The following is a 25,335-nucleotide window of genomic DNA, read 5'->3' on the forward strand; positions in this document are numbered from 1 at the left end:
TCAGCATGAACGAAAACAAAGGGTTCTGGTACGCCGACTGGTCTTTCCCGATTTTTGTCGGCCTGCTATCCGCCGGGGTGTTTGCCGGTACGCATATGTACTACCTGTACGGCATTGGTGCCTTTAACGAGGTGGCGTTTGTCTCGATGCTGCGTTCCGGCATGGAAACTGGCGTCTACGGTGCGGTCGCGGCTTTCGGTGCCAGCTTCCTGTTTGCCCGCATCATTGAAGGTTCGCTGGTGGGGATTCTCGACATCGGTGGCGCGATCCAGACCGGTATCGGCCTCGGTGTTCCGGCACTGCTGCTGGGCGCAGGGATTGTCTTTCCGGTAGCGAACTTTGCTGCTTCGCTGGCAACCGGCCTGGTGCTGGGTCTGGCGGTGGGCTACATCATCATCCTGGCGCGTAAGTTCACCATTAATCAGAGCGACTCCACCTACGGAGCCGATGTGATGATGGGGGCCGGCAACGCCTCTGGTCGCTTCCTGGGTCCGTTGATCATCCTGTCGGCGATGACCGCCTCGATTCCAATCGGTCTCGGCGCGCTGGTGGGTTCCCTGCTGTTCTATCTGTGGAACAAACCGATTACCGGTGGCGCGATCCTCGGTGCCATGGCGCTGGGTGCGATCTTCCCGGTGTCTCTCTGATGTGATGGGCGGCCCCGGAGTGGGCCGCGCTAAGGAGTAGGTATGTTTGATTTGATTTTGCGCGGTGCGCGTTTGTGCGACGAACAACTGGTCGATATCGCGTTGCAGGACGGCAAAATCGCCGCAGTGGGCGTGGTAGCGGGCGCGGCCTTGCAGGAGCGCGATCTGGCCGGGCGTTATTACGTTAGCGCAGGCTGGATCGACAGCCATGTGCACTGCTATCCGAAATCACCAATTTATCATGACGATGCGGATGCCATCGGTGTGACGCAGGGCGTCACCACGGTGGTCGATGCAGGCAGCACCGGTGCCGATGATATCGACGATTTTTATCAGCTGACACGCCAGGTCACCACCGACGTGCGTGCGCTGATCAACATCGCCCGCACCGGCATTGTCACGCAGAACGAACTGGCCGATATGGCGCAGATTGACGGCGAAGCGGTGGTGCAGGCGGTGCAGCGTCGCCCGGATTTTATTGTTGGCCTGAAGGCGCGCATGAGCAGCAGCGTGGTAGGCGAAAACGGCATCCAGCCGTTAATCCGCGCCAAAGCCATTCAGCAGGCTGCTGGTCATCTGCCGCTGATGGTGCATATCGGTAATAACCCGCCGGTGCTGGAAGAAATCGCCGACCTGCTGACTTCCGGCGACATCATCACCCACTGCTACAACGGTAAACCCAACCGTATCCTCACGCCGCAGGGCGAACTGAAGGCGGCAGTGAAAAACGCCATCGCGCGCGGTGTGCGGCTGGATATCGGCCACGGCAGCGCCAGCTTCAGCTTTGAGGTGGCCCGCCAGGCGATTGCCCGGGGCATTCTGCCCGACACCATCAGCTCGGATATTTACTGCCGCAACCGCATCAACGGGCCGGTGCACAGCCTGGCACACGTGATGTCGAAATTTTTCAGCATCGGTATGACGCTGGCGCAGGTAATCGACTGCGTGACCTGGAAAGCCGCTGAAGGGCTGCGTCTGGCGCACAAAGGGCGGCTGGCTGTGGGCTATGACGCCGACCTGACCATTTTTACCGTCAAAGAAGAAGCCCGCCCGTTCGTCGATGCGGAAGGCGAACAGGTACTGGGTGAACAACATGTGTTACCACTGGCCGCCGTGGTGGCGGGCCAGTGGTATCTGACTGATGAAGGGAAAACCAATCATGTCTTCGATTTATGAAAAATATGGCCTGAAACAGGTCATTAATGCCTCCGGCCGCATGACCATTCTCGGCGTATCAACACCGGCAGCGGATGTGGTGGATACCGTGAAATACGGCCTCAACCACTACTTTGAGATGAAAGATCTGGTTGATAAGACCGGCGCGTATATTGCGCAGCTGTTGCAGGTGGAGAATGCGGTGGTGGTGTCCTGCGCCTCGGCGGGGATTGCGCAGAGCGTGGCGGCGGTGATCGTCAAAGATAACGCCTGGCTGCTGGAGAATCTGCATGCCGCACCGTTGAGCGTGCCGCACGATATCGTGGTACCGAAGGGGCATAACGTCAATTTTGGCGCCCCTGTGGGCACCATGGTCGCGCTGGGGGGCGGACGGCTGGTGGAAGCAGGCTACAGCAACGAATGCTCGCCAGAACAGCTGGCAGCCGCGATTACGCCGACCACAGCCGCACTGCTGTACATCAAATCACACCATTGCGTGCAGAAAAGCCATCTCAGCGTCGAACAGGCGGCAGTGGTGGCACGTAAACACGGCATTCCGTTGATTGTCGATGCCGCAGCTGAAGAAGATTTGCAGTGCTATTACCAGATGGGTGCTGACCTGGTGATCTACAGCGGCGCGAAAGCGATTGAAGGGCCGACCAGCGGGCTGGTAATTGGCCGCACGCAATACGTTGAATGGGTGAAACGTCAGAGTAACGGTATTGGTCGCGCCATGAAGGTGGGCAAAGAGGGCATCCTCGGTCTGACCCAGGCGATTGAAAACTATCTGGTGCAGGAAAAAACCACGGGCGCGCAAATGGTGGAAAAAATGACGCCGTTTATCGCCAACCTCAACACCCTGAAGGGCGTGAGTGCACGGGTGGTATGGGATGCCGCCGGACGTGACATCGCACGCGCCGAGATTAAGTTTGACGAAGCCCAGACCGGCTGGGGCACCGGCGAGCTGGTACAGGCGCTGAAAACCGGCGTTATCGCCATCTACTTCCGCGGCTACAAAGCCAACGAAGGCATTATTGAAGCCGATGTGCGCAGCGTCAGCGCCGATCAGCTGCATACCATTTTTACCGCCATTCAGGCATTGCTCAATGGAGAGAAACAGGCATGACTCTGACACCGAATTTTTATCAGGGCCGTTTGTGCCTCAATGTGCTGGCGGGTTCAAAGCAGAATGCGCGCGACATCTGGCAGGCGGCGGAAGGCCATGTGCTGGTGGGCGTATTATCCAAAAACTACGCCACCACCGAAGCGGCCATTGACGATATGCGCGAGTATGCTGCGCTGATTGATAACGCCATTTCCGTCGGGCTGGGTGCCGGAGATCCCAATCAGTCGGCGATGGTGAGCGCGATTGCGGCAGCGATTCAACCGCAGCACGTTAACCAGGTGTTTACCGGCGTCGCCACCAGCCGTGCGCTGCTCGGGCAGAACGAAACCGTGGTCAACGGGCTGATTTCGCCCACTGGCACGCCGGGTCTGGTAAAAATCTCTACCGGACCGCGCAGTGCCCAGGGGCCAGATGCCATCATACCGATCGCTAGTGCCATCGCGCTGCTTCAGGATATGGGTGGTAGCTCGGTGAAGTATTTCCCGATGGGGGGACTGAAAGCGGTGGATGAATACCGTGCCGTGGCGGAAGCCTGCGCGCGTCATGACTTCTGGCTGGAACCGACCGGCGGTATCGATCTCAGCAACTTTGAGGAGATCGTGCGTATTGCGCTGGAGGCGGGCGTCAGTAAAGTGATTCCGCATGTCTATAGTTCCATTATCGACAGCGCGACTGGCGACACGCGCATTGACGATGTCCGTCAGCTTCTGGCAACGTGCAAAAAGCTGTTGTAACAAATAAGTAACAGGTGAAGCCCCTTGAGATTCCCTAACCAGCGTCTGGCCCAGCTTTTCGCTGCTCTGCAAAATGAAACCTTGCCGCAGGATGAGCTGGCGCGCCGTTTCTCCGTCTCGACGCGCACGGTGCGTACCGACATCACGGCACTGAATGCGCTGCTGGCGCAGCACGGCGCGCAGTTTGTGCTGGCGCGTGGCGCGGGGTATCAGCTGAAAGTGGATGATGCACGGCGTTTTGGTCAGTTGCAGGCACAAACCGCCGCGCCGCTGCGCGTGCCACGTACCTCGCCGGACCGCGTGCGTTATCTGCTCAGCCGCTTCCTGACGGCGGCGTATTCGCTCAAGCTGGAAGATCTGTCGGAAGAGTGGTTTGTCAGCCGCGCCACGCTGCAAAGCGATATGGCTGAAGTACGTGAATGGCTGGGGCGCTATCACCTGAATATCGAAACCAAGCCACGCTACGGCATGAAACTGTTTGGTAGCGAGGCGGCGATTCGTACCTGCCTGACCGACCTGCTGTGGCAGATCGATCAGGACACGCCGGATAGCCCGCTGTTGACGGTGGAAGCACTGCACAGCGGGATGCTGGAGCAGCTGCAACCACTGTTGCAGCAATGCTTTGCCCATCACGCAATTCGTCTGAGCGATGAAGGTGAGCGCTATCTGCAAATCTATTGCGCGGTGGCGGTGCGGCGTATCAGCGAAGGCTTTCCGCTAAACGACCCCGGAGCCGAAGATGTGGGAGAAGAGGTGCGTGAAGCGGCACACCAGCTGGTTGAGCTGATGCTGCCGCTGGTCGGCAAACCGATTTCACAGGCGGAAGAGAACTGGCTGCGCGTCAATATCGCCGCCCGCCAGATTCAGGCGCTGGCACCCAGCACCATTAACGCTGACGATGCCGATGCGCTGGTGGATTACCTGCTGAGTTATATCAACACCCACTACAACTACCGCCTGCAACAGGACGAGCAGCTGCGCGCCGATTTGCTCACCCATATTAAAACCATGATCACCCGGGTGCGTTACCAGATCCACATCCCTAACCCGTTGCTGAACAACATCAAGCAGCATTATCCGATGGCCTACGACATGACGCTGGCGGCGGTTACCAGTTGGGGCAAATATACGCCGTACACCATCAGCGAAAACGAAATCGGTTTTCTGGTGCTACACATCGGCGTGGGGCTGGAGCGCCATTATGACGTGGGCTATCAGCGCCATCCGCAGGTGCTGCTGGTATGCGATAGCGGTAACTCCACGCTGCGGATGATTGAGGCGCTGCTGCTGCGTAAGTATCCGCAATTACAGGTGACGGCGCGCCTGTCACAGCGTGAATATGAGGCGCTCGATTTTATTGAAGAAGATTTTGTTATCTCCACCGCGCGGCTTAAAGAGAAAAACAGCCCGGTGGCGGTGATGTCGCCGTTTCCCACCGAATTCCAGCTGGAGCAACTGGGCAAACTGGTGCTGGTGGACCGCACCCGTCCTTACATGCTGGAGAAATACTTCGACGCGCAACATTTTCTGGTGGTGGATCAGCCGATGACGCAATCGGCATTGTTTCGCCAGCTGTGTGACCAGCTGCAACGGGAAGGCTATGTCGACGACGATTTTTATCCGTCAGTTGAGGAGCGCGAAGCGATTGTCAGCACCATGCTGGGTGAGGGGATAGCGTTACCACACTCGCTGGGGTTGCTGGCGAAAAAAACCGTGGTCTACACCGTGCTGGCTCCGCAGGGAATTAGCTGGGGCGATGAAACTGCCTCGGTGATTTTCCTGCTGGCGATCAGCAAAAGCGAATATGAAGAGGCGATGGCGATTTACGATTTGTTCGTCACCTTCCTGCGCGAACGGGCAATGACGCGGCTGCGCGACTGTGGCGATTTCGCCAGCTTTAAGGCGGTGGCGATGGATTGCCTCAGTCGTCTGTAAAATCTCAGGTGCGGATGAATCCGCACCCTACGGTTGTTAATTATCCCTTTTTCGCCAGCAGGCGCGGGATTTCGCGCAGGCACCAGGCTTTGGCTTCGCCCATGCTGTCGCGTCGCCATGCCATGATGATATCCACTTCACGGGTATATTCCGCACTCACCACGCGCAAACGTCCTTCGGCAATATCCTGCTCCACCAGCGAATAAGGCATAGTCGCCACACCCAGTCCGGCCAGCAGCGCCCGACGTTTATCGTCCATGCTGCTTACCGTCAGACGTTGTTGTTTATCCAGCAGCTGCACAGTCAGCACCGGGCGTTCACGGGCTGTGTCGGCGACGGCAATGCCGCGATATTTGACGCGCGTGACTTCAGACTGTGGTTCGGCTTCCTGATGGATCGGATGATCCGGGCTGGCCACATACACGCTCATCATGCTGTACAACTTACGGGTGTTGATTTCAGTTGAGGCACGGAAATGCATATCCGGCGCAATCACGATATCGGCCCGGCCCTGCTCCAGCCGCTCCCAGGCACCGGCCAGCACTTCGGTGACCAGTGAAATCTGCGTGTTGGCTTTGTCCGCCAGTTTGGTTACCAGCGGGAACAGGTGTTCAGTCGGCACTAGCGCCTCGGTGACGATGGTGAGGTGGGTTTCCCAGCCACGTGCCAGCGCTTCGGCATCGGTGGTAAGTTTATCGGCAGCTTCGAGCAACACCCGGCCACGTTCCAGCAACATGCGGCCGACATTGGTGAATTTGGTGCGGTGGCCGGAGCGGTCAAACAACACCACATCCAGTTCCTCTTCCAGCTTCTGCATGGTGTAACTCAGGGCAGAAGGTACGCGTCCCAGCTCGTCGGCCGCTGCGGCAAAGCTGCCACGCCGGTCAATAGCATCCATCACACGTAAAGCTTCAAGGGTTAACGCGCGCTCTTTTGCCATGCCGATTCTCTGTCAGGAAATTTGAACATGCCGGGCAGATTAACTGGCTAACAATCCGGCGTCCAGCCTTTTACCATAATCCTATAAATCTGCGGCGTATCATCCCGCAGAGCGTCGGAGGTAAATCATGATGACAACCCGCTGCGCGTCAGCATGTGGCCAGGCCGATTTCGGTTGGTTGCAGGCGCGATACAGCTTCTCATTTGGCCACTATTTTGACCCGAAACTGATGGGCTATGCCTCGTTGCGTGTGCTCAATCAGGAAGTGCTGGCACCCGGTGCAGCCTTCCAGCCACGCACCTATCCGCAGGTTGATGTGCTCAACCTGGTGCTACAGGGGGAGGCTGAGTACCGCGACAGTGACGGTAACCATATCATCGCCCGTGCCGGCGAAGCGCTGCTGCTGTCGGCGCGCCAGGGCGTGAGCTATAGCGAAATCAACCTCAGCAAAGATCAACCGCTGACCAGGATGCAGCTGTGGCTGTCAGCCTGTCCGGAGCGTGAGAATCCGCTGTTGCAGAAAATGGTGTTGCCAGAGCAAACGGCTTTCCTGCTGGCCTCGCCAGATGGCGCAGAAGGTAGCCTGCAACTGCGTCAGCAGGTGTGGGTACATCAGGTGACGCTGGCACCCGGTGAGCAGCACAGCGTAAAGCTGCATGGGCCACGCGCTTATCTGCAATCGATCCACGGTTCGCTTGATGTGCTGGCCAGCAGCAATCATCAGGAAAAACTGAGCTGCGGTGATGGTGCGTTTCTGGCGGAAGAACAGCAGATTACGCTACAGGCTAAAACGCCGTTGCGTGCGCTGGTGATTGATATTCCGGTGTGAAAAAAGGGCGGCTGATGCCGCCCTTGAAAGGTTATTTCAGAATGGTAAACGCGGTGGTGACGTGCTTCACGCCGCTCACCCGGCTGGCAAGATCGGCCGCCGCTGTCGCTTCCTGCTGTGTCACTAACCCTAACAAAAACACTTCGCCGTTTTCGGTGGTGACTTTCACGTTCGAGGATTTCACCTGATCGCTGCCCAGCAGCTGAGAACGGATTTTGGTGGTGATCCAGGTGTCGCTTGAGGACGTCCCCAGGCTGACTTTCTGGCCGGTACGGATTTCGTTGTAAACCTCCGTTGCGCCATCAACGCCCATGGCGATCTGTTTAGCGCGGTTCGACAGATCTGCCGACGGCGACTGGCCAGTCAGCAGCACTTTGCCCTGGTAGACAGTGACCACCACGCGAGCCTGGTTTTTGATTTGCGCATCTTTTGCCAGCGCATTGCTGACGCGCAGTTCCAGCGTCCCGTCATCAACCTGAGTGCCCACGGTACGGGGGTCAGTGGCGGTTTTGGTGCCAACCGCAGCACCGCCAGCGACCACGGCAATGCAGCCCTGCAACATCATGGCGGTTAAAAGAATGGCGACAGCATTCAATGCTTTCATCTTAGCTCCTTCAGTCATTCCTGGTGGGGGAACAAGGTGTTATCGATCAAATCGCACAGGCAATTCAGCGTCAGCATATGCATTTCCTGAATGCGCGCACTGCGATGAGACGGAATGCGAATTTCCACATCGTGCGGGCCGAGCAGCCCGGCCAGCTCACCGCCGTCGTAGCCGGTCAGCGCCACGATGGTCATATCGCGTGTAACCGCAGCTTCCACCGCTTTAATAATGTCGCGGGTGTTGCCACGGGTGGAAATGGCCAGCAGTACATCACCGGCCTGGCCAAGCGCTCGCACCTGCTTGGCGTAAATTTCATCGTGCAACCGATCGTTGCCAATCGCCGTCAACATCACGTTGTCGGCACTCAGCGCCAGCGCGGGTAGGCTGGGGCGTTCGGTCTCAAATCGGTTAATCATGCTGGCAGCAAAATGCTGGGCATTGGCCGCTGACGCGCCATTGCCACAGCTCAGGATTTTGTTACCACTCAGCAGCGACTGCACCAGCGCCATCGCCGCACGGGAAATAGCATCCGGCAGCGCCTCGGCGGCAGCGATTTGAGTCTGAATACTTTCGGTAAAACACGCTTTAATTCTGTCCTGCACAAGACCACCTGGTTCTACACATCCGCATGAAAGGCATCGGGCAGCCACTCCAGCTCGTGGCCGGTGATGGCAATGATGTCAAAACGGCAATTCACCGTAGCAAAACTGCCGTTACGTCCCAGCAACCATAGTGCGGCTGCACGGAGTAGCTTTTGTTGTTTCTGACGCGTCACGCTGGCGGCAGCACCGCCAAAACGCGCATTGCGCCGATAGCGCACTTCGACAAATACCCAGCAATCGCCATCCTGCATGATGAGATCAAGCTCACCGATACGGTAACGGACGTTGCTGGCAACCCAGCGCAGCCCGGCGCGCTCCAGATAGCGACGCGCCTGCTGCTCCTGCTCAGCGCCAATGCGCTGGCGGTTTACTGTACCGGAACGATCTGTCCCTGACGATACTGGTTCCATGCCAACTTCCTGTTGATCACGCAATCCGGGGTGGCGCTCAGCTTACCGGTCTTGCCATCAATGGCGAAACCCGGTACCTGACGCATCTGGTTAAAGTGGTTAGCCAGCGTCCAGGCATCAATGCCCATCGCGTACAGGCGTACCAGCGAGTAATCGTTGTTAAACGACTTCGCCGCCTGCTGCATCAGCGCCGGGTTGCTACCTGACAGCAGCGGAATATCGCTGAATTGCAGGCCATCCATCTCCAGACGGAAGTCCGGACCGGCACCGGCCTGGAAGCTGCGCGAGCTGGCATACAGCGCGATATTGCTGCGGCTGCTGGTACGCATCGCAATCATCGGTTTGATCAGCTGCAGTTCATCCTGGCTGGCAACGATATAGACCGAATCAAGGCTACCACCGCTGGTATCGGTTGCAGGGGTGCTGGTCTGTGGAGCCGGAATGGTTAGCCCGGCAATCGACACCCCCTGCGGCTGGGCCGGTTCAACGATAAGCGGCGTACCACTCAGGTTAATACCGGCACCGCTGTTGATGCCCTGCTTCAGCTCGCCCACTGAACCAAAGCGCTGTTGCAGCACGGTGGAGCCGCCCAGCGTCTGCCATTCCTGCGCAAAAGCTTTGCCGACGCGATCGCCGTAGCTGTTACGTGGCAGCAGCAATAATGGCTGGCGTTTACCCTGGTCCCACATATGGTGAGCGGCATCACGCGCTTCGTCTTCAGGAGAAAGCGCAAAGTAACAAATATTCGGATGGTTCTGGATCTGTTCCGGCTCGTTCAGCGCCAACACATTAAGCGGCGAATTGCTGTTGGCCACGGTTTCCACGTCGCTTTTCAGCAGCGGACCGACCACGATGGTCGCACCATCCTGCTGTGCCTGCTGCATCACCTGCTGAATCGGCTGGCTGCTGGTGTCGTACACCTTAACCTGGGCGTTGCTGTCGGCTGCACTGGCAGCCGGGGCCGGTGTTGCAGGGGCAGGGGCTGGCTGCTGCGCGTTTTGATCTGGCGTGACGGCAGCGGCGGCCGGACTGACCACGGCATTATTATCGGCTGGAGCCGCAGGTGTCGCTGCGGGCTGTTGCTGGACGCTGGCATCGCCAGTGGCCGGTGTGGCTGTGGGTTGCGGCTGCGGTGCGGGTGCGGCGGTTAGCACGCCGTTTTTCGCATCGTTAAAGCCTTTCTGAATGGCGTTGGCGAAGATCTGCGCCTGACCATTCAGCGGCAGCAGCAGTGCAATGGTGCTGGTCGAGGCTTTGCTGAAGTTCTGCACCTGGCTTAACGCGGTCGGCAGCGTTTTTGCCGCCGGGTTCACGGGATAACGTGTCTGCCAGTCTTTAATCGCGGCTTTCAGCATCTCCGGGTCCTGGCTGTTGGTATGCCAGGTGTTCAGCAGATCCAGCCAGCCCTGCAAGGTATTTTCGTCGGCGTTGATCACCAGGTTGCTAATCTGATCTTTGGTCATTTGCGTCATCGCCTGCCAGGTGGCGTCGATATTGCTCTGGTGGTCGGCCCCTTGCAGCAGCGGTTCCTGAGCAATATAGGCGCGTAGCAGTGCCAGCGATGGGCGATTCTGGGCGGCTGCGATTTGCAGACCGTAGAAGCGTGCCTGCTGATCTTGTGACATGCCTGTGGTTTTCAGCTGGCCCAGTAGCTGCTGTGCGCCATTGAAATCCTGCTGACCAATCAGCATCTGCGCACGCAGCAGCTGGAGTTCCTGTTGCTGCACATCCGACAGTTGCTGTGGCAATTGTTTGATCTGATCGCCAGCCTGTGGATACTTTCCTTCCTTCAGCAGGGCACGGATGGCAAGTAATTGCCAGTCGGTCTTGCTATCATCGCTGCTTTGCTGCACCTGCTGCAGATAATAGTCAGAGCGGCCTGTTGCCGGACCCTGAATATTGACGTTAGATGTTTGCTGCGGTCCCTGGCCGCTACAGGCGGCTAAAATCAATCCAGCAAGAAGAACAGGTACCAGGCGTCCTGCTTTATGACGTACGACTTTTGAAGGAAGCATACTGTATCCAGTGATGTTTTTTTCAAGATGCTCAATATTAAATCGGCAATTCGGATGAAACAATGAAACAACTCGATCGGGCAGACATTTCTGCCAGCACGCTCTATATCGTTCCTACCCCGATCGGTAACCTGGGTGATATTACGCAGCGAGCGTTAACGGTGCTTGCGAGCGTCGATCTGGTCGCTGCGGAAGATACACGTCATACCGGGCTGTTGCTACAACATTTCGCCATCAATGCGCGACTATTCGCACTTCACGACCACAACGAGCAGCAGAAAGCTGAGGTGCTGCTGGCTAAATTGCAGGAAGGCCAGAGCATTGCGCTGGTTTCCGATGCGGGCACGCCATTAATTAACGATCCTGGTTACCATCTGGTGCGTCGCTGTCGTGAAGCTGGGGTCCGCGTAGTGCCGTTGCCGGGTGCCTGCGCGGCGATTACAGCATTAAGCGCAGCGGGATTACCGTCCGATCGTTTCTGTTACGAAGGGTTTCTGCCCGCCAAAACCAAGGCACGCTGCGATGCACTGCGGGCGTTGGTCCAGGAGCCGCGCACGCTGATTTTCTACGAATCTACCCACCGCTTGATCGATAGTTTACAGGATATGGTGAGCGAGCTGGGGCCGGAACGTTATGTGGTACTGGCGCGTGAAATCACCAAAACCTGGGAATCGCTGCACGGCGCACCGGTGGCTGAGCTGCTGGCGTGGGTGCTGGAAGATGAAAACCGCCGTAAAGGTGAGATGGTGCTGGTGGTTGAAGGGCATAAGGCGGATGAAGAGGCATTGCCTGCCGAAGCGCTGCGTACCCTGGCGCTGCTGCAGCAGGAGCTGCCATTGAAGAAAGCGGCTGCGCTGACGGCGGAAATCCACGGTGTGAAGAAGAATGCACTGTATCGCTACGCACTCGATCAGCAAGAGGCGTGACAAACGACGTCGGATCGCCTATTATCCCGCGCCGAAGCTGACCAGACAGTCGCCGCTTTGTCGTCGTCCTTCTTCGGAGGGAGACGGGCAGAGGGGAGGAAAGTCCGGGCTCCATAGGGCAGGGTGCCAGGTAACGCCTGGGGGGCGCAAGCCTACGACCAGTGCAACAGAGAGCAAACCGCCGATGGCCCAGTAATGGGATCAGGTAAGGGTGAAAGGGTGCGGTAAGAGCGCACCGCGCGGCTGGCAACAGTTCGTGGCACGGTAAACTCCACCCGGAGCAAGGCCAAATAGGGGTTCACAAGGTACGGCCCGTACTGAACCCGGGTAGGCTGCTTGAGCCAGTGAGCGATTGCTGGCCTAGATGAATGACTGTCCAAGACAGAACCCGGCTTATCGGTCAGTTTCGACTCTTCAAAAAAGACGCCCACAGGTGAAAGCCTGTGGGCGTTTTACTTTTTGGGTTTTAAGCTTTGCCTTTAGCCCCGGCCGTGCGGTTCGTTCCAGTCAAACGCCGGTCCCAGTGAAATCACGCCACTCGGGTTAATGGTTTTATGGCTGCAATAATAATGATGGCGAATATGCGGCAGGTTCACCGTCTCAGCGATGCCTGGCATCTGGTAAATATCACGCAGAAAGCCGTTGAGGTTGCGGTAATCACTAATACGATGGCGGTCGCATTTAAAGTGGGTCACATAGACCGGGTCAAAACGCACCAGCGTGGTCCACAGTCGCAGGTCAGCCTCAGTTAACTGGTTGCCGGTGAGATAGCGATGCTGACCAAGAATCTGCTCCAGGCGCGCCAGGGAATGAAACAGCGCAGTGACCGACTCATCGTAAGCCGCCTGTGAGGTGGCAAAACCCGATTTATACACGCCATTGTTTACCGTGTCATAAATCCAGCCGTTCAGCTCATCAATTTGTGGCCGCAACGCTGCTGGATAGTAATCCCCGGCCCGCGCACCCTGTGCATCAAAGGCGCTATTTAGCATGCGGATGATATCGGCGGATTCGTTGCTCACAATGGTGTGCTGATGCTTATCCCACAGCACCGGTACGGTGACGCGTCCGCTGTAGTGCGGATCGGCATGCAGATAGAGTTGATACAGATATTCGTTCTGATACAGCGAATCACCCGTGGCGTCGGGGAAATCGTCGTCAAAGGTCCAGCCGTTTTCCAGCATCAGTGGATGCACTACCGATACGGAAATCATCTCTTCCAGTCCCTTGAGTTTACGCATCAGCAGAGTGCGATGCGCCCACGGACAGGCGAGTGAAACATATAAATGATAGCGATCACGTTCGGCGGCAAAACCGGCGTTGCCGGTAGGGCCTGCGCTGCCATCGGCGGTGACCCAGTTGCGCCATACCGCTTCTGTGCGTTTGAAGCGGCCACCGGTTGACTTCGTATCATACCAGGTGTCATGCCAGACACCGTCAATCAGTTGTCCCATAAGCCCTCCATAAAAAAATGGGGCGAGGAATATCCTCGCCCCTTTTCAGTATATGCTGCGTTTAGCTTACGCGCTTAGCGTGCAGTAGCCGGCTGCAAACGCTGACGAATCACGCGGTCGATGCTGTAAGCACCTGGACCCACCAGGCCCAGCACCAGGAAGCCACCTGCGATTGACAGGTTCTTCATAAACATCAGCTGGTTAACACCTTCCGCGAAGTTGCTGTGGAACAGGAACGCGGTCAGGATGGTGAAGCCCGCAGTAAACAACGCGGTGAAGCGGGTCAGGAAACCAAACAGAATTGCCAGACCACCACCCAGTTCGAGCAGAATGACCAGCGGCAGCAGGAAGCCCGGAACGCCCATAGATTGCATGTACTGTGCGGTACCTGCGTAACCGGTGAGTTTACCCCAGCCTGCGGTGATAAACAGAATGGTCATAAGAACGCGTGCCAGCAACAGGCCTGAATCTTCGAATTTTTTCATCATCTACTCCAACAAGGATTTTGTTGCAGGTTGTTGACCTGCAGGGACTTATTCCCGCCGAATAGCGTGTGGCAATTCATTGGGCTGATGGCTGAAGATGATAATCGCGGTCTGGAAAGGTTGTAAGCGAGATAAACTGTCGATGTTATTCAGGAATTCTGAAAAAGGAAGAAGCGGACCTGAAAAAAGGTCCGTTGAGGGAAGAGGTTAATTTAGCGTGGCGGCAGGGCGGATTTGATCATCCGCCAGGTGCTCCACAGGCCAAATCCGCGTTTTGCCCAACGCAACAGGCGATTAGGGCTGCGGATCGACCAAATCGCCAGTGCGCTGCTGCCAATCGCCAGATAACGTCGCAGGCTGAGGAAAGTGAGCCAGCCACGATCATAGTGCGCAGTACCTTCCAGCCAGTCACGACGTGCAGCGCTCAGATCCAGGCGCTGCTGCTGCACCTGGTTAAGCAAGGCGTGAATACGTGCTTCGCGCTCGCGGCGGCTCATGAGCGATGCTCCTCCAGCAGTTGGCGATCGGTTTCCAGCTCTTTACGCGTATGGCGCAGCAGCGTGGACTGGCGTGATTTACGTAGCGTCCAGAGACCAAAAATCAGCGCCAGCAGGAACAGCACAGCAGTGGTAATGGCAATCGCCATCAGTCGATATTGCGCATCTACCGCCCAGATGATCAGCACCATCAGGCTCATTAAGCCGAAGGCGGTAAACAACATGGTCAAACCCACCATCATCAGCATCTGAATCAGGTTGGCTTTTTCCTCTTCCAGTTCCACCACTGCAAGCCGGATGCGTGTCTCAACGATGCTGACCAGCGTGGTGACAATACGCTGGCCAATGTTGATGACCCCTTTGCCTGGGCCGTGGCTTTGCTGACTGTCACTCATCATTAACGCCGTGAAATCAGAATGCCGATGATCACGCCCACCGCTGCACCGATACCCACGCCGTGCCACGGATTTTCGCGCACGTAATCATCCGCTTTATGTGCCGCCTCACGGGTTGATTGCGCCAGGCGCTCACCCGATTCACCCAGGCGTTCACGCGAGTTATCCAGCGCTTCACGCGCTTTCTGACGCAGTTTATCCAGCTCCGTTTTCGATTTTTCACCGGTGTTGCTCAGAACCTCTTCCAGCGTATCTGCCAGGTTTTTCAGTTCCGCACGTAAATGTTCTGATGTTGTTTCTTTAGCCATAATAATCTCCATTTACATCATAAAGTTATATCCGATTAGTAGCGCTCAGCTTCGAGCTGTTTCAGCTCGTGCTGTGCCTCTTCCAGCTTGCGCTCGCGTTTTGCAATCTTCTCTTTGTCATTACCTTTCTGGCGTTCTTCTTTCAGCTCATGCTCTCGTTCCGCCACATCATGTTTTTGCGCTTCAATACGTTCATGATGCGCTGCCTTTAGTTTCTCATCGGTGCAGCTGGCGCGGACTTCGGTCAGTGCACGCTCCAGCCCGTTCACGCGGCGCTGGTTATTATGTTGCTTTGCCATACCGATTTCGTGCTGAATATCCTGCTCCTTTTGCTGACACAGTGATTCTGCTGCCAACAGTGAGCCGGAGAGGGAGAAGAGAACAGCACCCAGGAGTAATTGACGTTTCATCAGGTAAATCCCTTCCATTGTGAATGACCTGCCGCAAACCGGGCAGGAGAGGCATCCCAGCTTGTCTTGTGCTCACGCTACCTTTAAGAATAGACAGCAGATGAAAAAATTCAAAGAAGACGCGGGGATAGCGAGGGTGAAGGGGGCGCCTGAGGTGTAAACAGGCGACATTGCTTAGCTATAAGTCGGACGGTTGGCGTCCTGATTCTGTTGTGAGGCCTGGTGCCCCGCAGCCACTACAAAACCTTGTGGCAACAGACGACGTAACACTTTTTGTGCTGCCAGACTCTGTTCTTCGTTTTCGAAGTGAATCACCAGCGCATCGCCAGAGGGCGTAATGCTTTTGATGCGTACGCCCTGGGCAGAAAGTTGCTGATAGAGATAGAAGCCATCTGGCAGCGCCGTGCCGTTATGGGCGACGCGGATTTTTACCACGGTTTCATGGTTGAGTAATGCCGGAGCAAGGGTTAACGCCAGCAGTGCCAGTGCACCACCCAGCAGCCACGGCAACAGGCGTTTGGGAATCAGATTTTTCATTACTGTGATTTCCCGTTTTGATCAGACTGACGTTTACGCCACAGCACCACCAGTGAACCCACCAGACCGATCACCAGCAGTACCAGCGGCAGCATCATCAGGCAGAACATCAGTTCATCTTCGTAACGACGGAAAATCGGTGTTTTGCCGAGCGCAAACCCCAGCACGGTCAGAATCAGCACCCACAGCAGACCACTCACCCAGTTGAAGAACTGAAAACGTGCATTGCTGAGACCGGATAACCCGGCGATGGTGGGCAGCAGGGTACGCACAAACGCAATAAAGCGGCCAATCAGCAGAGCGGAAAGCCCATGACGGTGAAACAGGCTATGTGCACGCTGATGATATTGCGCGGGCAGATGTGAGAGCCATTTTTGTACCGTGGGCGTATTGCCGAGCCAGCGCCCCTGAATATAGCTGACCCAGCAGCCGAGGCTGGCGCCGGTGGTCAACACCAGCAGGGTTAGGGGGAAGCTCATGGTGCCTTTCGATATCAGTACGCCAACCAGAATCAGCAGACTGTCACCAGGCAGAAAAGCAGCGGGCAGCAGGCCATTCTCAAGGAATAAAATCATGAACAGCACGCCATAAATGGCCCACACCAGCGTCGGGTCGGAGAGGGTTTCATAATCCTGCTGCCATAAGGCATGCAGTAATGCCTGCAAAATATCCATCAATCGGTCCTGAACATCATTGTTAAACGTGCCCATCGGGCTGGAGCACAAGCTGGCGATTTGGTTATGCGTTTTAGGAGCACAGCTGAGCCGGATTTTCCGGATCCTTCCAGAATTGATTGTTAAATCAGCAACTTTTTAATGCCCTGTCGCAAAGGGTAAGAAAAGGGCGATAACTGTAACAAAAATCATAAATCTGAGACAGTAGAAAGTACCCATTGCACAGGAGTTTTACCTTTTGACGCAGCTGGTCAAAAGGAGCTTTACATGAGCTGACACTATTGCAGATTAACTGACTTAACCGCCTGGAAATCCAGCAGAATCAACGGGAATTGTCAGTGCCTTCCGGCAGGATGACCGGATTTTCAGCAAACATATAACGGTCAACATTGAACTCAAAATCGTCTGCGGTAGCGTTGAACAGCATCTGTTTAGTATTTTCCAGATGTTGCCACATAGCCAGCTTGCTGGCGGCGGGATCTTTGCGGATTAGTGCTTTCAGGATCTGGTCGTGATCGTCGCACCAACTGAGGATGTTGCGCTGATCAATATGCTCATGCAGCTTCAGCCAGTAGGGGTTATGCAGGCGATGCAGCCACATTTTCTCGACGATTGCGGCTAAGGCGCTGTTTTGCGTGGATTGGGCGATGCGGACATGGAACTGCATGTCCCATTCGGAATCGCGGAAATGGTCTTCCTGACGTGCTTTTTCCTGAATTGCCATCAGTGCGATGATGTCCTGGCGTGTCACCTGGGTGGCGGCAAATTCTGCCACATTACTTTCAATCAGCTGGCGGGCCTGGAGCAGTTCAAACGGGCCAAAACTGGCAAATTCCAGCTGGCTGGAAGTGACAATCCGGTTCTGCTGCTGGCTGGCAATGACATGAATACCGGAACCCTTACGCACTTCCACGTAGCCTTCCACTTCCAGCATGATGATGGCTTCACGCACCACGGTGCGACTCACCTGCATCTCTTCGGCGATCAAGCGCTCGGCTGGCAGTTTTTCACCCACCGGGTATTCACCGGCTTCGATGCGGCGTTTCAGCTCGCTGGCCAGTTGCTGATAAAGGCGACGGGATTCGGTCAGGTCCATGGCACGGTTCCGTATTGCGACAAAAGTTGAGTTGTTATACCACTTCAGCCGGACGGAAGAAATGGGCTGGCTCACACCAGCCCGGGGAGATTAACTGCGAGCGGCTGCCGCTTGCGCCGGAATAGTGCTTTCCAGCATTTGGAATCGGAAACCGGTTTATTTTTCAATACGGTCCAGATCACCACTGCGCCAATCAGGTCAAATACCGCCAGAGCGGCGAACAGCGGGCTGAATCCCAGCGTATCGGCCAGCGCACCGACCACCAGAGCAAACAAGGTACTGGCAGTCCATGCGGCCATACCTGTCAGACCGTTGGCGGTCGCCACTTCATTTCGACCAAATACGTCGGATGACAGGGTGATCAATGCACCGGACAGTGCCTGATGGGCAAAGCCGCCGATACACAGCAAACCAATCGCCACGTACGGGCTGGTAAACAGGCCGATGGTGCCGGGGCCGATCATCAGCACCGCGCCCATGGTCACCACCAGCTTACGTGAAACGATCAGATTGACGCCGAACACGCGCTGAAAAAACGGCGGCAGATAACCGCCGATAATGCAGCCAAAATCGGCAAACAGCATTGGCATCCAGGCAAACAGCGCAATTTCCTTCAGGTTGAAGCCGTACACCTTGAACATAAACAGGGGAATCCAGGCATTGAAGGTGCCCCAGGCCGGTTCGGCGAGAAAACGCGGCAGGGCAATGCCCCAGAACTGACGGTTACGCAGAATCTGACCCACCGACATTTTTTGCATTGTTGGTCTGATGCTGGACTTCCTGGCCGGCAATAATGTAGTGGCGCTCTTCTTCACTCAGTTTGTTCTGCTGCTTCGGATGCTTATAAAACACCAGCCAGCACAGTGCCCAGATCATGCTCAACACGCCGGTGATGATAAACGCCATCTCCCAGCTATGCGCCACGATGGCCCATACCACCAGAGGCGGCGCCAGCATGGCACCAATTGATGAGCCGACGTTGAAATAGCCCACCGCCACGGAGCGTTCTTTGGCCGGGAACCATTCGCTGCTGGCCTTTAATCCCGCCGGGATCATCGCCGCTTCGGCGGCACCCACGGCACCTCGTGCCAGGGCAAAACCGCCCCAGCTACCGGCAAACGCTGTGGCGGCGCAGAAGATGGCCCAGAGTATGGCAAATACGGCATAACCCACTTTGGTACCCAGCATGTCCAGGACATACCCGGCGACCGGCTGCATCACCGTATAGCAGGCTGAATAGGCAGCGACGATATATGAATATTGCTGAGTGGTGATGTGCAGCTGAGTGGCCAGTGTGGGTGCAGCTACGGCAATGGTATTACGCGTCAGGTAACCAAGCACGGTGCCCATCGTCACCAGCCCAATCATGTACCAGCGTAGCCCTTTAATCTTACGCATCATTAACCTCTTCCAGTTTGTCGTTGCGGCTTTGCCGCTGTAGTTATCTGGAGCGGGACTGCACGTGATACAGCTCTCTTCACGCCCGCAGGCGCACAAACTGCCGCCTTATTTCCTTGCCTGTGCCATCGGTCTGGCATTGATGGAGCGGAGATTAACTTGTCATACAGATTTAAAAGTTGAGAGCCATCACAAAAACCATTTTTTATTAAGCTGTGGGATGATCAATCGTCCCGTTATGCAACGTAATAACAGCCATTTAGCGGCATTGGTGCGGCTTTTTTGTCCATATCCACACTAAAAAGCTGTCATTAATGTGAGGTGTATCGCAAAGAATTTTGCCGTTTACTAAAATTGGTATGATAACTTTGTGTCATTAGCCGACAGGCTACAAAAATGAGGAAGCAGGTATGCCGCGTTTTATGAGTGAGGATTTTTTACTGGATAGCGAATTTGCGCGTCGTCTCTATCATGACTACGCCAAAGACCAGCCGATTTTCGATTATCACTGCCATTTGCCGCCACAGCAGATTGCCGAAAACTACCGCTTTACTAACCTCTATGACATCTGGTTGAAAGGCGACCACTACAAGTGGCGAGCGATGCGTGCCAATGGCGTACCGGAAGCCCTGTGCACCGGTAATGCCAGCGATCGCGAAAAATTTAACGCCTGGGCGCGCACCGTGCCGCACACCATTGGTAATCCGCTCTATCACTGGACGCATCTCGAACTGCGTCGTCCGTTCGGCATCACCGATGTTCTGCTGTCTGAGCAGACGGCAGACCGAATCTGGGACAGCTGCAACGCATTGCTGGCACAGGATGCGTTCAGCGCCCGCGGCATCATGCAACAGATGAAGGTCAAAATGGTCGGCACCACTGACGATCCGCTCGACGACCTGCGCCATCACCACGCGCTGGCGCAGGACAAAAGTTTTAACGTCAAAGTGCTGCCGAGCTGGCGCCCGGATAAAGCTTTCAACATTGAGCTGGCGACCTTTAACGATTACCTGGAAGCGTCTGGAAGCAGTTTCCGACACCGCATCAGCGCTTTCGGCGACTTCTGCGCCGCGCCTTAAGCAAACGTCTCGACCACTTCGCCGCCCACGGGTGCAAGGTTTCTGACCACGCGCTGGATGTGGTGGTGTATGCCGAAGCGGATGAGGCCACGCTCGATAGCATTCTGGCGCGTCGTTTACAGGGTAGTGCCCCGTCGGCAGAGGAAACTGCGCAGTTCAGAACGGCGGTACTGGTGTGGCTGGGCAGCGAATATGCCCGTCGCGAATGGGTACAGCAGTACCACATCGGCGCGCTGCGTAATAACAACCTGCGTCAGTTCAAACTGCTGGGGCCGGACGTGGGCTTTGACTCCATCAACGATCCGCCGCTGGCGGATCCCGCTGGCTCGCCTGCTGGATGCGCAGAACCGCCAGAATGCGTTGCCGAAAACCATCCTGTATGGCCTGAACCCGCGCGATAACGAAGTGCTGGCGACCATGGCCGGGAATTTCCAGGGTGAAGGCGAGCCGGGCAAGATGCAGTTTGGTTCTGCGTGGTGGTTTAACGATCAGAAAGACGGTATGCAACGTCAGATGACCCAGCTGGCGCAGCTGGGCCTGTTAAGCCGTTTTGTCGGCATGCTGACCGACAGCCGTAGCTTCCTGTCCTATACCCGTCACGAATATTTCCGCCGTCTGCTGTGCCAGATGATTGGCAACTGGGTAGAACGCGGTGAAGCACCCGCAGACGAAGCGCTGCTGGGACAGATGGTACAAAACATCTGCTTTAACAATGCGCGTGACTATTTTGGCATAGAGTTAGGAGCCTGATGATGCAGCGGCTTAACCGTCACGATTTTCCCGGCGCTCACTATACCGATCGCGTCATTCAGTTCGGGGAAGGTAATTTCCTGCGCGCCTTTATCGACTGGCAGCTTGACTGGCTGAATGAACATCAGGGCACCGATGCGGGTGTGGTGGTGGTGCGTCCCAGCAACAGGCCGATGTGCAGGATTCACTGAATCAGCAGGATGGATTGTATACCACGCTGATTCGCGGGCTGAATACGGCGGGTGAACAGGTCAGCGAAACCCGTCTGATTCGCAGCCTGAACTGTGAAATTCAGCCTTATCAGCAGTTTGACGATTTCCTCGCACTGGCACGCAATCCGCAGATGCGTTTTGTCTTTTCGAATACCACCGAAGCCGGTATCGCGTTTGCTGAGCAGGACCAACTGGACGATGCGCCAGCCTCCTCTTTTCCCGGCAAACTGACCCAGCTGCTGTGGGCGCGTTACCTGCATTTTTCCGGTGCCGCCGATAAAGGCTGGTTGATCGTTCCCTGTGAGTTGATTGATTACAACGGCGATACGCTGCGCGAGCTGGTGCTGCGCTATGCCGAACACTGGCAACTGCCCGAGGCGTTTACCCGTTGGGTCCAGCAGCATTGCGCGTTTTATAACACTCTGGTGGACCGCATCGTCACCGGTTTCCCGTGGCGACGCAGATCAAATTGCAGCCCAACTGGGCTACGAAGATACCTTCCTTGATACGGCCGAGGTGTATTACCAGTTCGTGATTCAGGGGCCGGATGCGCTGGCGCGGGAGCTGAAGCTGGCGGCGCTGGCACCGGAAGTACGACTGGTTGACGACATCACGCCTTATAAAGCGCAGAAAGTGGCGATCCTCAATGGCGCGCATACGGCGATGGTGCCGGTGGCGTTTCAGGCGGGGCTTGAGAGCGTGGGCGAGGCGATGAATGATGCACAGATCGCCAGCTTCGTTGATGAATTGCTGCGTAAAGAAGTGATCCCGACGCTCGACCTGCCGCCTGCGGAGCTGCATGCCTTTGCCGACGCGGTACAGCGTCGCTTCCGCAATCCCTTTATTCGCCATGCGCTGCTGTCGATTGCGCTGAACGGCATGACCAAATTCCGCACCCGGATTCTGCCACAGCTGTTGCTGGCGCAGCAAAATCAGGGCAGCTGGCCTCCACGTCTGACCTTTGCCTTTGCGGCACTGTTGGCGTTTTATCGTGGCAAACAGGGCGATAAAAGCTGGCCGCTGCAGGACGATGCCCACTGGCTGCAACGCTATGCTGAGCTGTGGCCAGCGCTGGAAGCGGATCAGCAAACCCCGGAGCAACTGGTGCGTGCGGTACTGAGCGACGCCAGCCACTGGGGTGAAGATTTAACCCGGCAGCCAGGATTGGTGGCTGCGGTAAGCCATCACCTGCAAAACATCATCGTTCATGGGATGCGAACGGCGCTGACACAACTGAGATAACGCTATGCAAGATGCGATAAGAATACATTCACGCGATAACGTCGCCGTGGCGTTGCGCGATTTGGAAGCCCATACCCAGGTTGAAATCAATAACGTGCGTGTTGAGTTGCAGCAGGCGGTAGGACGCGGGCATAAATTTGCCCTGCAACCGCTGGCAACCGATGCGCTGGTGATCAAATACGGATTACCCATCGCCCATGCCACGACACCGATCGCCGCAGGCGAAATTATCCATTCACAGAACGCCCGTACCAATCTGAGCGATCTGGATGAATATGATTACCAGCCTGATTTTATTGCGTTACCGCCACAGGCCGGGGATCGCGAGGTACAAATATATCGGCGCGCCAATGGTGAAGTGGGGATCCGCAATGAACTGTGGATCCTGCCGACTGTTGGCTGCGTTAACGGTATTGCCCGGCAGATCCTGCAACGTTTCCTGAAAGAGACGGATGATGCGGCAGGGATCGACGGCGTGCATCTGTTCAGCCATCCGTTTGGCTGCTCGCAGCTGGGCCAGGATCATGCAAACACCCGTACTATGTTGCAGAACATGGTACGACACCCCAACGCAGGTGCGGTGCTGGTGATTGGCCTCGGTTGCGAGAACAATCAGGTTGATGTGTTCCGCGACACGCTGGGCGGCTTCGACAGCGATCGTGTGCAGTTTATGGTGTGTCAGCAGCAGGATGATGAAGTCGAAGCGGGGCTGGAGCGGCTGCATGCGTTGTATAACGTAATGCGGTATGACCAGCGTCAGCCGGGCAAGCTGAGCGAATTAAAATTTGGGCTTGAGTGTGGTGGGTCCGATGGCTTTTCTGGCATCACCGCCAACCCGATGCTGGGGCGTTTCTCCGATCAGATGATTGCCAATGGTGGCACCACGGTGCTGACCGAAGTACCGGAGATGTTTGGCGCCGAGCGCATTCTGATGAGCCGCTGCCGGGATGAGTCCACCTTTGATAAAACCGTGGCAATGATTAACGACTTCAAGCGCTACTTTATCGATCATCAGCAGCCGATTTACGAGAACCCTTCACCGGGCAATAAAGCCGGGGGCATCACCACGCTGGAGGAGAAATCGCTGGGCTGCACGCAAAAAGCCGGGCAGAGCCAGGTGGTGGATGTGCTGAAATATGGCGAACGGCTGAAAACGCCGGGTCTGAATCTATTGAGCGCCCCGGGCAATGATGCGGTCGCCACCAGCGCACTGGCGGGAGCGGGCTGCCATATGGTGCTGTTCACGACGGGGCGGGGTACGCCTTATGGCGGCTTTGTCCCGACGGTGAAAATTGCCACCAATACGCAACTGGCGGAGAAGAAGCCCCACTGGATTGATTTTAATGCCGGACGGCTGATTGAAGGCATGAGCATGGAGGCGATGCTGGCGGATTTTGTCGACATGATTGTCGCCATTGCCAACGGTAAACCCAGCCGTAATGAAGCCAATGATTTCCGTGAGTTAGCGATTTTTAAAAGCGGCGTCACGTTGTAAATTGGATCAGGAGCGCATAAATGCGCTCCTGGTTTTTATGCTGCTGAACGCTCCGCTTCGGCCTGACACACCGCTGCGGTAAACAGAATATCCGTTGAGGAGTTCAGTGCGGTTTCGGCAGAATCCTGCAGCACACCGATAATGAAACCGACCGCTACTACCTGCATTGCCAGGTCATTGGGAATACCAAACATATTGCAGGCGACCGGAATCAGCAGCAACGAACCACCGGCGACGCCAGAAGCTCCACAGGCGCACAGCGAGGCCACCAGGCTAAGCAAAATCGCGGTGGGCACATCGACAGAAATCCCCAGTGTATGCACAGCAGCCAGCGTCAGCACGGTGATGGTGATTGACGCCCCCGCCATACTGATCGTGGCACCCAGCGGAATCGAGACGGAATAGGTGTCTTCATCGAGACCCAGACGTTTTGCCAGCGCCATATTCACCGGAATATTGGCTGCCGAACTGCGGGTGAAGAAGGCAGTGACGCCACTTTCACGTATGCAGGTGAAGACCAGCGGGTAGGGATTACGGCGGATTTTGTTAAACACCAGCAGCGGGTTAACCACCAGCGCCATCAGCAGCATACAGCCGATCAACAATGACAGCAGGCTGGCATATTCCCACAACGCATCAAAACCGGTTGAAGCCAGAATCGACGCCACCAGGCCAAAAATCCCCAGCGGGGCGCAACGGATCACACAGCGTACCACCCAGGTGGCGGCATTCGAGGCATCGTTGAGAAAGGCTTTGCTGCTCGGGCTGGCATGACGAAACGCCAGACCCAGGCCCAGTGCCCACACTAGAATGCCGATGTAATTGGCGTTCATCAGAGCATCAATCGGGTTCGACACCATGCTCATCAGCAGGCCATGTAACACCTCAGCAATACCAGAGGGTGGGGTGATTTCGGTCTTGCCAACGTTCATCGACAGCATCTGTGGGAACAGGTGGCTGAACACCACCGCAACGATGGCCGCGAAAAACGTGCTCAGCAGATACAGCATGATAATCGGGCGGATATTGGTTTTTTGCCCTTGCTGGTGATTGGCAATCGACGAGATCACCAGTACCAGTACCAGCAGCGGAGCCACCGCTTTCAGGGCGCGAACGAACAGCTCACCCAGCAGGCCAACGGCCAGCGCCGCATCGCGCGAAAACCAGGCCAGTGCCACACCGGCAATCAGTCCCAGCATAATTTGTTTTACCAGGCTGCCTGCGAACAGCGCGCCGAGTCGTCCAATGATGTTTGTTTGCATATCACGATCTTTTTATTTGTCGGTAATAAGTTTGCTGCGCGGAATCACCGCACGGCGATAGTGTAGCTGGCGGAGTATAAGGAAAACATTCGGTGAAGAAAGAGATAATTCTGTGGTT

Annotated in this window: 23 protein-coding genes, 1 other RNA gene and 3 pseudogenes; 11 read left to right on the forward strand and 16 right to left on the reverse strand. The window is 56.1% G+C overall.

Annotated elements, in window-relative coordinates:
- Positions 1–5: 5 nt before the first annotated feature.
- From PW844_RS27015 to PW844_RS27035, 5 genes are read left to right on the forward strand one after another with little or no spacing between them, the layout of a single operon-like run.
- Positions 6–647 (forward strand): DUF4310 family protein, encoded by a 642-nt coding sequence (locus PW844_RS27015; RefSeq protein ID WP_299458875.1) that lies wholly within the window; start codon positions 6–8, stop codon positions 645–647.
- A gap of 42 nt (positions 648–689) precedes the next feature.
- Positions 690–1,823 (forward strand): amidohydrolase/deacetylase family metallohydrolase, encoded by a 1,134-nt coding sequence (locus PW844_RS27020; protein WP_299458877.1) that lies wholly within the window; start codon positions 690–692, stop codon positions 1,821–1,823.
- The gene (locus PW844_RS27025; protein ID WP_299458879.1) at positions 1,807–2,928 is read left to right on the forward strand and encodes a DgaE family pyridoxal phosphate-dependent ammonia lyase; all 1,122 of its coding nucleotides are present in this window, start codon (positions 1,807–1,809) and stop codon (positions 2,926–2,928) included. The genes PW844_RS27020 and PW844_RS27025 overlap by 17 nt, the downstream gene beginning before the upstream one ends.
- Positions 2,925–3,662 (forward strand): KDGP aldolase family protein, encoded by a 738-nt coding sequence (locus tag PW844_RS27030; RefSeq protein WP_299458881.1) that lies wholly within the window; start codon positions 2,925–2,927, stop codon positions 3,660–3,662. The genes PW844_RS27025 and PW844_RS27030 overlap by 4 nt, the downstream gene beginning before the upstream one ends.
- 24 nt (positions 3,663–3,686) lie before the next feature.
- The gene (locus PW844_RS27035) at positions 3,687–5,597 is read left to right on the forward strand and encodes a transcription antiterminator (RefSeq protein ID WP_299458883.1); all 1,911 of its coding nucleotides are present in this window, start codon (positions 3,687–3,689) and stop codon (positions 5,595–5,597) included.
- A 40-nt stretch (positions 5,598–5,637) separates the two neighbouring features.
- Here PW844_RS27035 and PW844_RS27040 read toward each other — a convergent pair whose 3' ends face one another.
- Positions 5,638–6,537: a LysR family transcriptional regulator gene (locus tag PW844_RS27040; protein ID WP_084877047.1), complete on the reverse strand. Its 900-nt coding sequence runs from the start codon at positions 6,535–6,537 to the stop codon at positions 5,638–5,640.
- A gap of 127 nt (positions 6,538–6,664) precedes the next feature.
- Here PW844_RS27040 and PW844_RS27045 point away from each other — a divergent pair, with 127 nt between their 5' ends.
- The gene (locus PW844_RS27045; RefSeq protein ID WP_299458885.1) at positions 6,665–7,366 is read left to right on the forward strand and encodes a pirin family protein; all 702 of its coding nucleotides are present in this window, start codon (positions 6,665–6,667) and stop codon (positions 7,364–7,366) included.
- Positions 7,367–7,397: 31 nt separating this feature from the next.
- Here PW844_RS27045 and dolP read toward each other — a convergent pair whose 3' ends face one another.
- Genes dolP through PW844_RS27065 form a run of 4 tightly spaced genes read right to left on the reverse strand, consistent with a single transcriptional unit; the run spans position 7,398 to position 10,997 of the window.
- On the reverse strand, positions 7,398–7,970 hold the full coding sequence (gene dolP / locus PW844_RS27050) for a division/outer membrane stress-associated lipid-binding lipoprotein (RefSeq protein ID WP_299458887.1): 573 nt from the start codon (positions 7,968–7,970) through the stop codon (positions 7,398–7,400).
- A 14-nt stretch (positions 7,971–7,984) separates the two neighbouring features.
- Entirely contained in the window at positions 7,985–8,572 is a 588-nt protein-coding gene (gene diaA, locus PW844_RS27055) for a DnaA initiator-associating protein DiaA (protein ID WP_084877038.1), read from the reverse strand.
- Between the two features lie 14 nt (positions 8,573–8,586).
- Entirely contained in the window at positions 8,587–8,982 is a 396-nt protein-coding gene (locus PW844_RS27060; protein ID WP_299458891.1) for a YraN family protein, read from the reverse strand.
- The gene (locus PW844_RS27065; RefSeq protein ID WP_299458893.1) at positions 8,940–10,997 is read right to left on the reverse strand and encodes a penicillin-binding protein activator; all 2,058 of its coding nucleotides are present in this window, start codon (positions 10,995–10,997) and stop codon (positions 8,940–8,942) included. The genes PW844_RS27060 and PW844_RS27065 overlap by 43 nt, the downstream gene beginning before the upstream one ends.
- A gap of 62 nt (positions 10,998–11,059) precedes the next feature.
- Here PW844_RS27065 and rsmI point away from each other — a divergent pair, with 62 nt between their 5' ends.
- Together rsmI and rnpB are read left to right on the forward strand one after the other, a co-directional pair.
- Positions 11,060–11,923, forward strand: coding sequence for a 16S rRNA (cytidine(1402)-2'-O)-methyltransferase (gene rsmI, locus PW844_RS27070; protein WP_299458895.1), 864 nt, complete (start codon positions 11,060–11,062; stop codon positions 11,921–11,923).
- Positions 11,924–11,956: 33 nt separating this feature from the next.
- An RNA gene (gene rnpB / locus PW844_RS27075) (RNase P RNA component class A) lies at positions 11,957–12,335 on the forward strand.
- Positions 12,336–12,402: 67 nt separating this feature from the next.
- On the opposite strand, the gene PW844_RS27080 is transcribed toward rnpB, so the two are convergent.
- The 10 genes and pseudogenes from PW844_RS27080 to PW844_RS27125 form a co-directional block, all read right to left on the reverse strand.
- A complete protein-coding gene (locus PW844_RS27080; RefSeq protein ID WP_299458897.1) occupies positions 12,403–13,377 on the reverse strand; it encodes a glutathione S-transferase family protein in 975 nt (324 codons plus the stop codon).
- A gap of 74 nt (positions 13,378–13,451) precedes the next feature.
- Positions 13,452–13,862 carry a DoxX family protein gene (locus tag PW844_RS27085; RefSeq protein ID WP_299460444.1) on the reverse strand — a complete coding sequence of 137 codons (411 nt, stop codon included), beginning with the start codon at positions 13,860–13,862 and terminating at the stop codon, positions 13,452–13,454.
- A 212-nt stretch (positions 13,863–14,074) separates the two neighbouring features.
- The gene (locus tag PW844_RS27090; protein ID WP_084877023.1) at positions 14,075–14,359 is read right to left on the reverse strand and encodes a YqjK-like family protein; all 285 of its coding nucleotides are present in this window, start codon (positions 14,357–14,359) and stop codon (positions 14,075–14,077) included.
- Entirely contained in the window at positions 14,356–14,754 is a 399-nt protein-coding gene (locus PW844_RS27095) for a phage holin family protein (protein ID WP_208617298.1), read from the reverse strand. The genes PW844_RS27090 and PW844_RS27095 overlap by 4 nt, the downstream gene beginning before the upstream one ends.
- A 2-nt stretch (positions 14,755–14,756) precedes the next feature.
- Complete coding sequence (locus PW844_RS27100; protein ID WP_299458902.1) at positions 14,757–15,062, reverse strand: YqjD family protein; 306 nt, start codon at positions 15,060–15,062, stop codon at positions 14,757–14,759.
- 35 nt (positions 15,063–15,097) lie between these two features.
- Entirely contained in the window at positions 15,098–15,472 is a 375-nt protein-coding gene (locus PW844_RS27105; RefSeq protein ID WP_299458904.1) for a DUF1090 domain-containing protein, read from the reverse strand.
- A 174-nt stretch (positions 15,473–15,646) separates the two neighbouring features.
- Positions 15,647–16,009 (reverse strand): EnvZ/OmpR regulon moderator MzrA, encoded by a 363-nt coding sequence (gene mzrA, locus PW844_RS27110; RefSeq protein ID WP_299458906.1) that lies wholly within the window; start codon positions 16,007–16,009, stop codon positions 15,647–15,649.
- The gene (locus tag PW844_RS27115; RefSeq protein WP_299458908.1) at positions 16,009–16,683 is read right to left on the reverse strand and encodes a DedA family protein; all 675 of its coding nucleotides are present in this window, start codon (positions 16,681–16,683) and stop codon (positions 16,009–16,011) included. The genes mzrA and PW844_RS27115 overlap by 1 nt, the downstream gene beginning before the upstream one ends.
- Positions 16,684–17,005: 322 nt before the next feature.
- On the reverse strand, positions 17,006–17,779 hold the full coding sequence (gene exuR / locus PW844_RS27120; RefSeq protein WP_208716562.1) for a transcriptional regulator ExuR: 774 nt from the start codon (positions 17,777–17,779) through the stop codon (positions 17,006–17,008).
- Positions 17,780–17,850: 71 nt separating this feature from the next.
- Positions 17,851–19,177, reverse strand: a pseudogene (locus PW844_RS27125) (MFS transporter).
- Between the two features lie 410 nt (positions 19,178–19,587).
- On the opposite strand from PW844_RS27125, the pseudogene uxaC reads away from it, so the two are divergent.
- From uxaC to PW844_RS27140, 3 genes and pseudogenes are all read left to right on the forward strand, one after another.
- Positions 19,588–21,006, forward strand: a pseudogene (uxaC, locus tag PW844_RS27130) (glucuronate isomerase).
- Between the two features lie 2 nt (positions 21,007–21,008).
- Positions 21,009–22,460 (forward strand): annotated as a pseudogene (locus tag PW844_RS27135) (tagaturonate reductase).
- A gap of 4 nt (positions 22,461–22,464) precedes the next feature.
- Positions 22,465–23,955 carry a UxaA family hydrolase gene (locus tag PW844_RS27140; protein ID WP_299458912.1) on the forward strand — a complete coding sequence of 497 codons (1,491 nt, stop codon included), beginning with the start codon at positions 22,465–22,467 and terminating at the stop codon, positions 23,953–23,955.
- Between the two features lie 35 nt (positions 23,956–23,990).
- Here PW844_RS27140 and sstT read toward each other — a convergent pair whose 3' ends face one another.
- Complete coding sequence (sstT, locus tag PW844_RS27145; protein ID WP_299458914.1) at positions 23,991–25,217, reverse strand: serine/threonine transporter SstT; 1,227 nt, start codon at positions 25,215–25,217, stop codon at positions 23,991–23,993.
- Positions 25,218–25,335 lie beyond the last annotated feature (118 nt).

Origin of the sequence: Pantoea sp., from assembly GCF_028283705.1 — a bacterium.
Taxonomy (GTDB): Bacteria; Pseudomonadota; Gammaproteobacteria; order Enterobacterales; family Enterobacteriaceae; genus Pantoea.

Excerpts from the sequence above, each read along its gene's own strand:
- PW844_RS27015 (WP_299458875.1), top strand. The coding sequence starts at position 6 with ATGAACGAAAACAAAGGGTTCTGGTACGCCGACTGGTCTTTCCCGATT.
- PW844_RS27020 (WP_299458877.1), top strand. The coding sequence starts at position 690 with ATGTTTGATTTGATTTTGCGCGGTGCGCGTTTGTGCGACGAACAACTG.
- PW844_RS27025 (WP_299458879.1), top strand. The coding sequence starts at position 1,807 with ATGTCTTCGATTTATGAAAAATATGGCCTGAAACAGGTCATTAATGCC.
- PW844_RS27030 (WP_299458881.1), top strand. The coding sequence starts at position 2,925 with ATGACTCTGACACCGAATTTTTATCAGGGCCGTTTGTGCCTCAATGTG.
- PW844_RS27040 (WP_084877047.1), bottom strand. The coding sequence starts at position 6,537 with ATGGCAAAAGAGCGCGCGTTAACCCTTGAAGCTTTACGTGTGATGGAT.
- PW844_RS27045 (WP_299458885.1), top strand. The coding sequence starts at position 6,665 with ATGATGACAACCCGCTGCGCGTCAGCATGTGGCCAGGCCGATTTCGGT.
- dolP (WP_299458887.1), bottom strand. The coding sequence starts at position 7,970 with ATGAAAGCATTGAATGCTGTCGCCATTCTTTTAACCGCCATGATGTTG.
- PW844_RS27060 (WP_299458891.1), bottom strand. The coding sequence starts at position 8,982 with ATGGAACCAGTATCGTCAGGGACAGATCGTTCCGGTACAGTAAACCGC.
- PW844_RS27065 (WP_299458893.1), bottom strand. The coding sequence starts at position 10,997 with ATGCTTCCTTCAAAAGTCGTACGTCATAAAGCAGGACGCCTGGTACCT.
- rsmI (WP_299458895.1), top strand. The coding sequence starts at position 11,060 with ATGAAACAACTCGATCGGGCAGACATTTCTGCCAGCACGCTCTATATC.
- PW844_RS27080 (WP_299458897.1), bottom strand. The coding sequence starts at position 13,377 with ATGGGACAACTGATTGACGGTGTCTGGCATGACACCTGGTATGATACG.
- PW844_RS27085 (WP_299460444.1), bottom strand. The coding sequence starts at position 13,862 with ATGAAAAAATTCGAAGATTCAGGCCTGTTGCTGGCACGCGTTCTTATG.
- PW844_RS27090 (WP_084877023.1), bottom strand. The coding sequence starts at position 14,359 with ATGAGCCGCCGCGAGCGCGAAGCACGTATTCACGCCTTGCTTAACCAG.
- PW844_RS27095 (WP_208617298.1), bottom strand. The coding sequence starts at position 14,754 with ATGAGTGACAGTCAGCAAAGCCACGGCCCAGGCAAAGGGGTCATCAAC.
- PW844_RS27100 (WP_299458902.1), bottom strand. The coding sequence starts at position 15,062 with ATGGCTAAAGAAACAACATCAGAACATTTACGTGCGGAACTGAAAAAC.
- PW844_RS27105 (WP_299458904.1), bottom strand. The coding sequence starts at position 15,472 with ATGAAACGTCAATTACTCCTGGGTGCTGTTCTCTTCTCCCTCTCCGGC.
- mzrA (WP_299458906.1), bottom strand. The coding sequence starts at position 16,009 with ATGAAAAATCTGATTCCCAAACGCCTGTTGCCGTGGCTGCTGGGTGGT.
- PW844_RS27115 (WP_299458908.1), bottom strand. The coding sequence starts at position 16,683 with ATGGATATTTTGCAGGCATTACTGCATGCCTTATGGCAGCAGGATTAT.
- exuR (WP_208716562.1), bottom strand. The coding sequence starts at position 17,779 with ATGGACCTGACCGAATCCCGTCGCCTTTATCAGCAACTGGCCAGCGAG.
- PW844_RS27140 (WP_299458912.1), top strand. The coding sequence starts at position 22,465 with ATGCAAGATGCGATAAGAATACATTCACGCGATAACGTCGCCGTGGCG.
- sstT (WP_299458914.1), bottom strand. The coding sequence starts at position 25,217 with ATGCAAACAAACATCATTGGACGACTCGGCGCGCTGTTCGCAGGCAGC.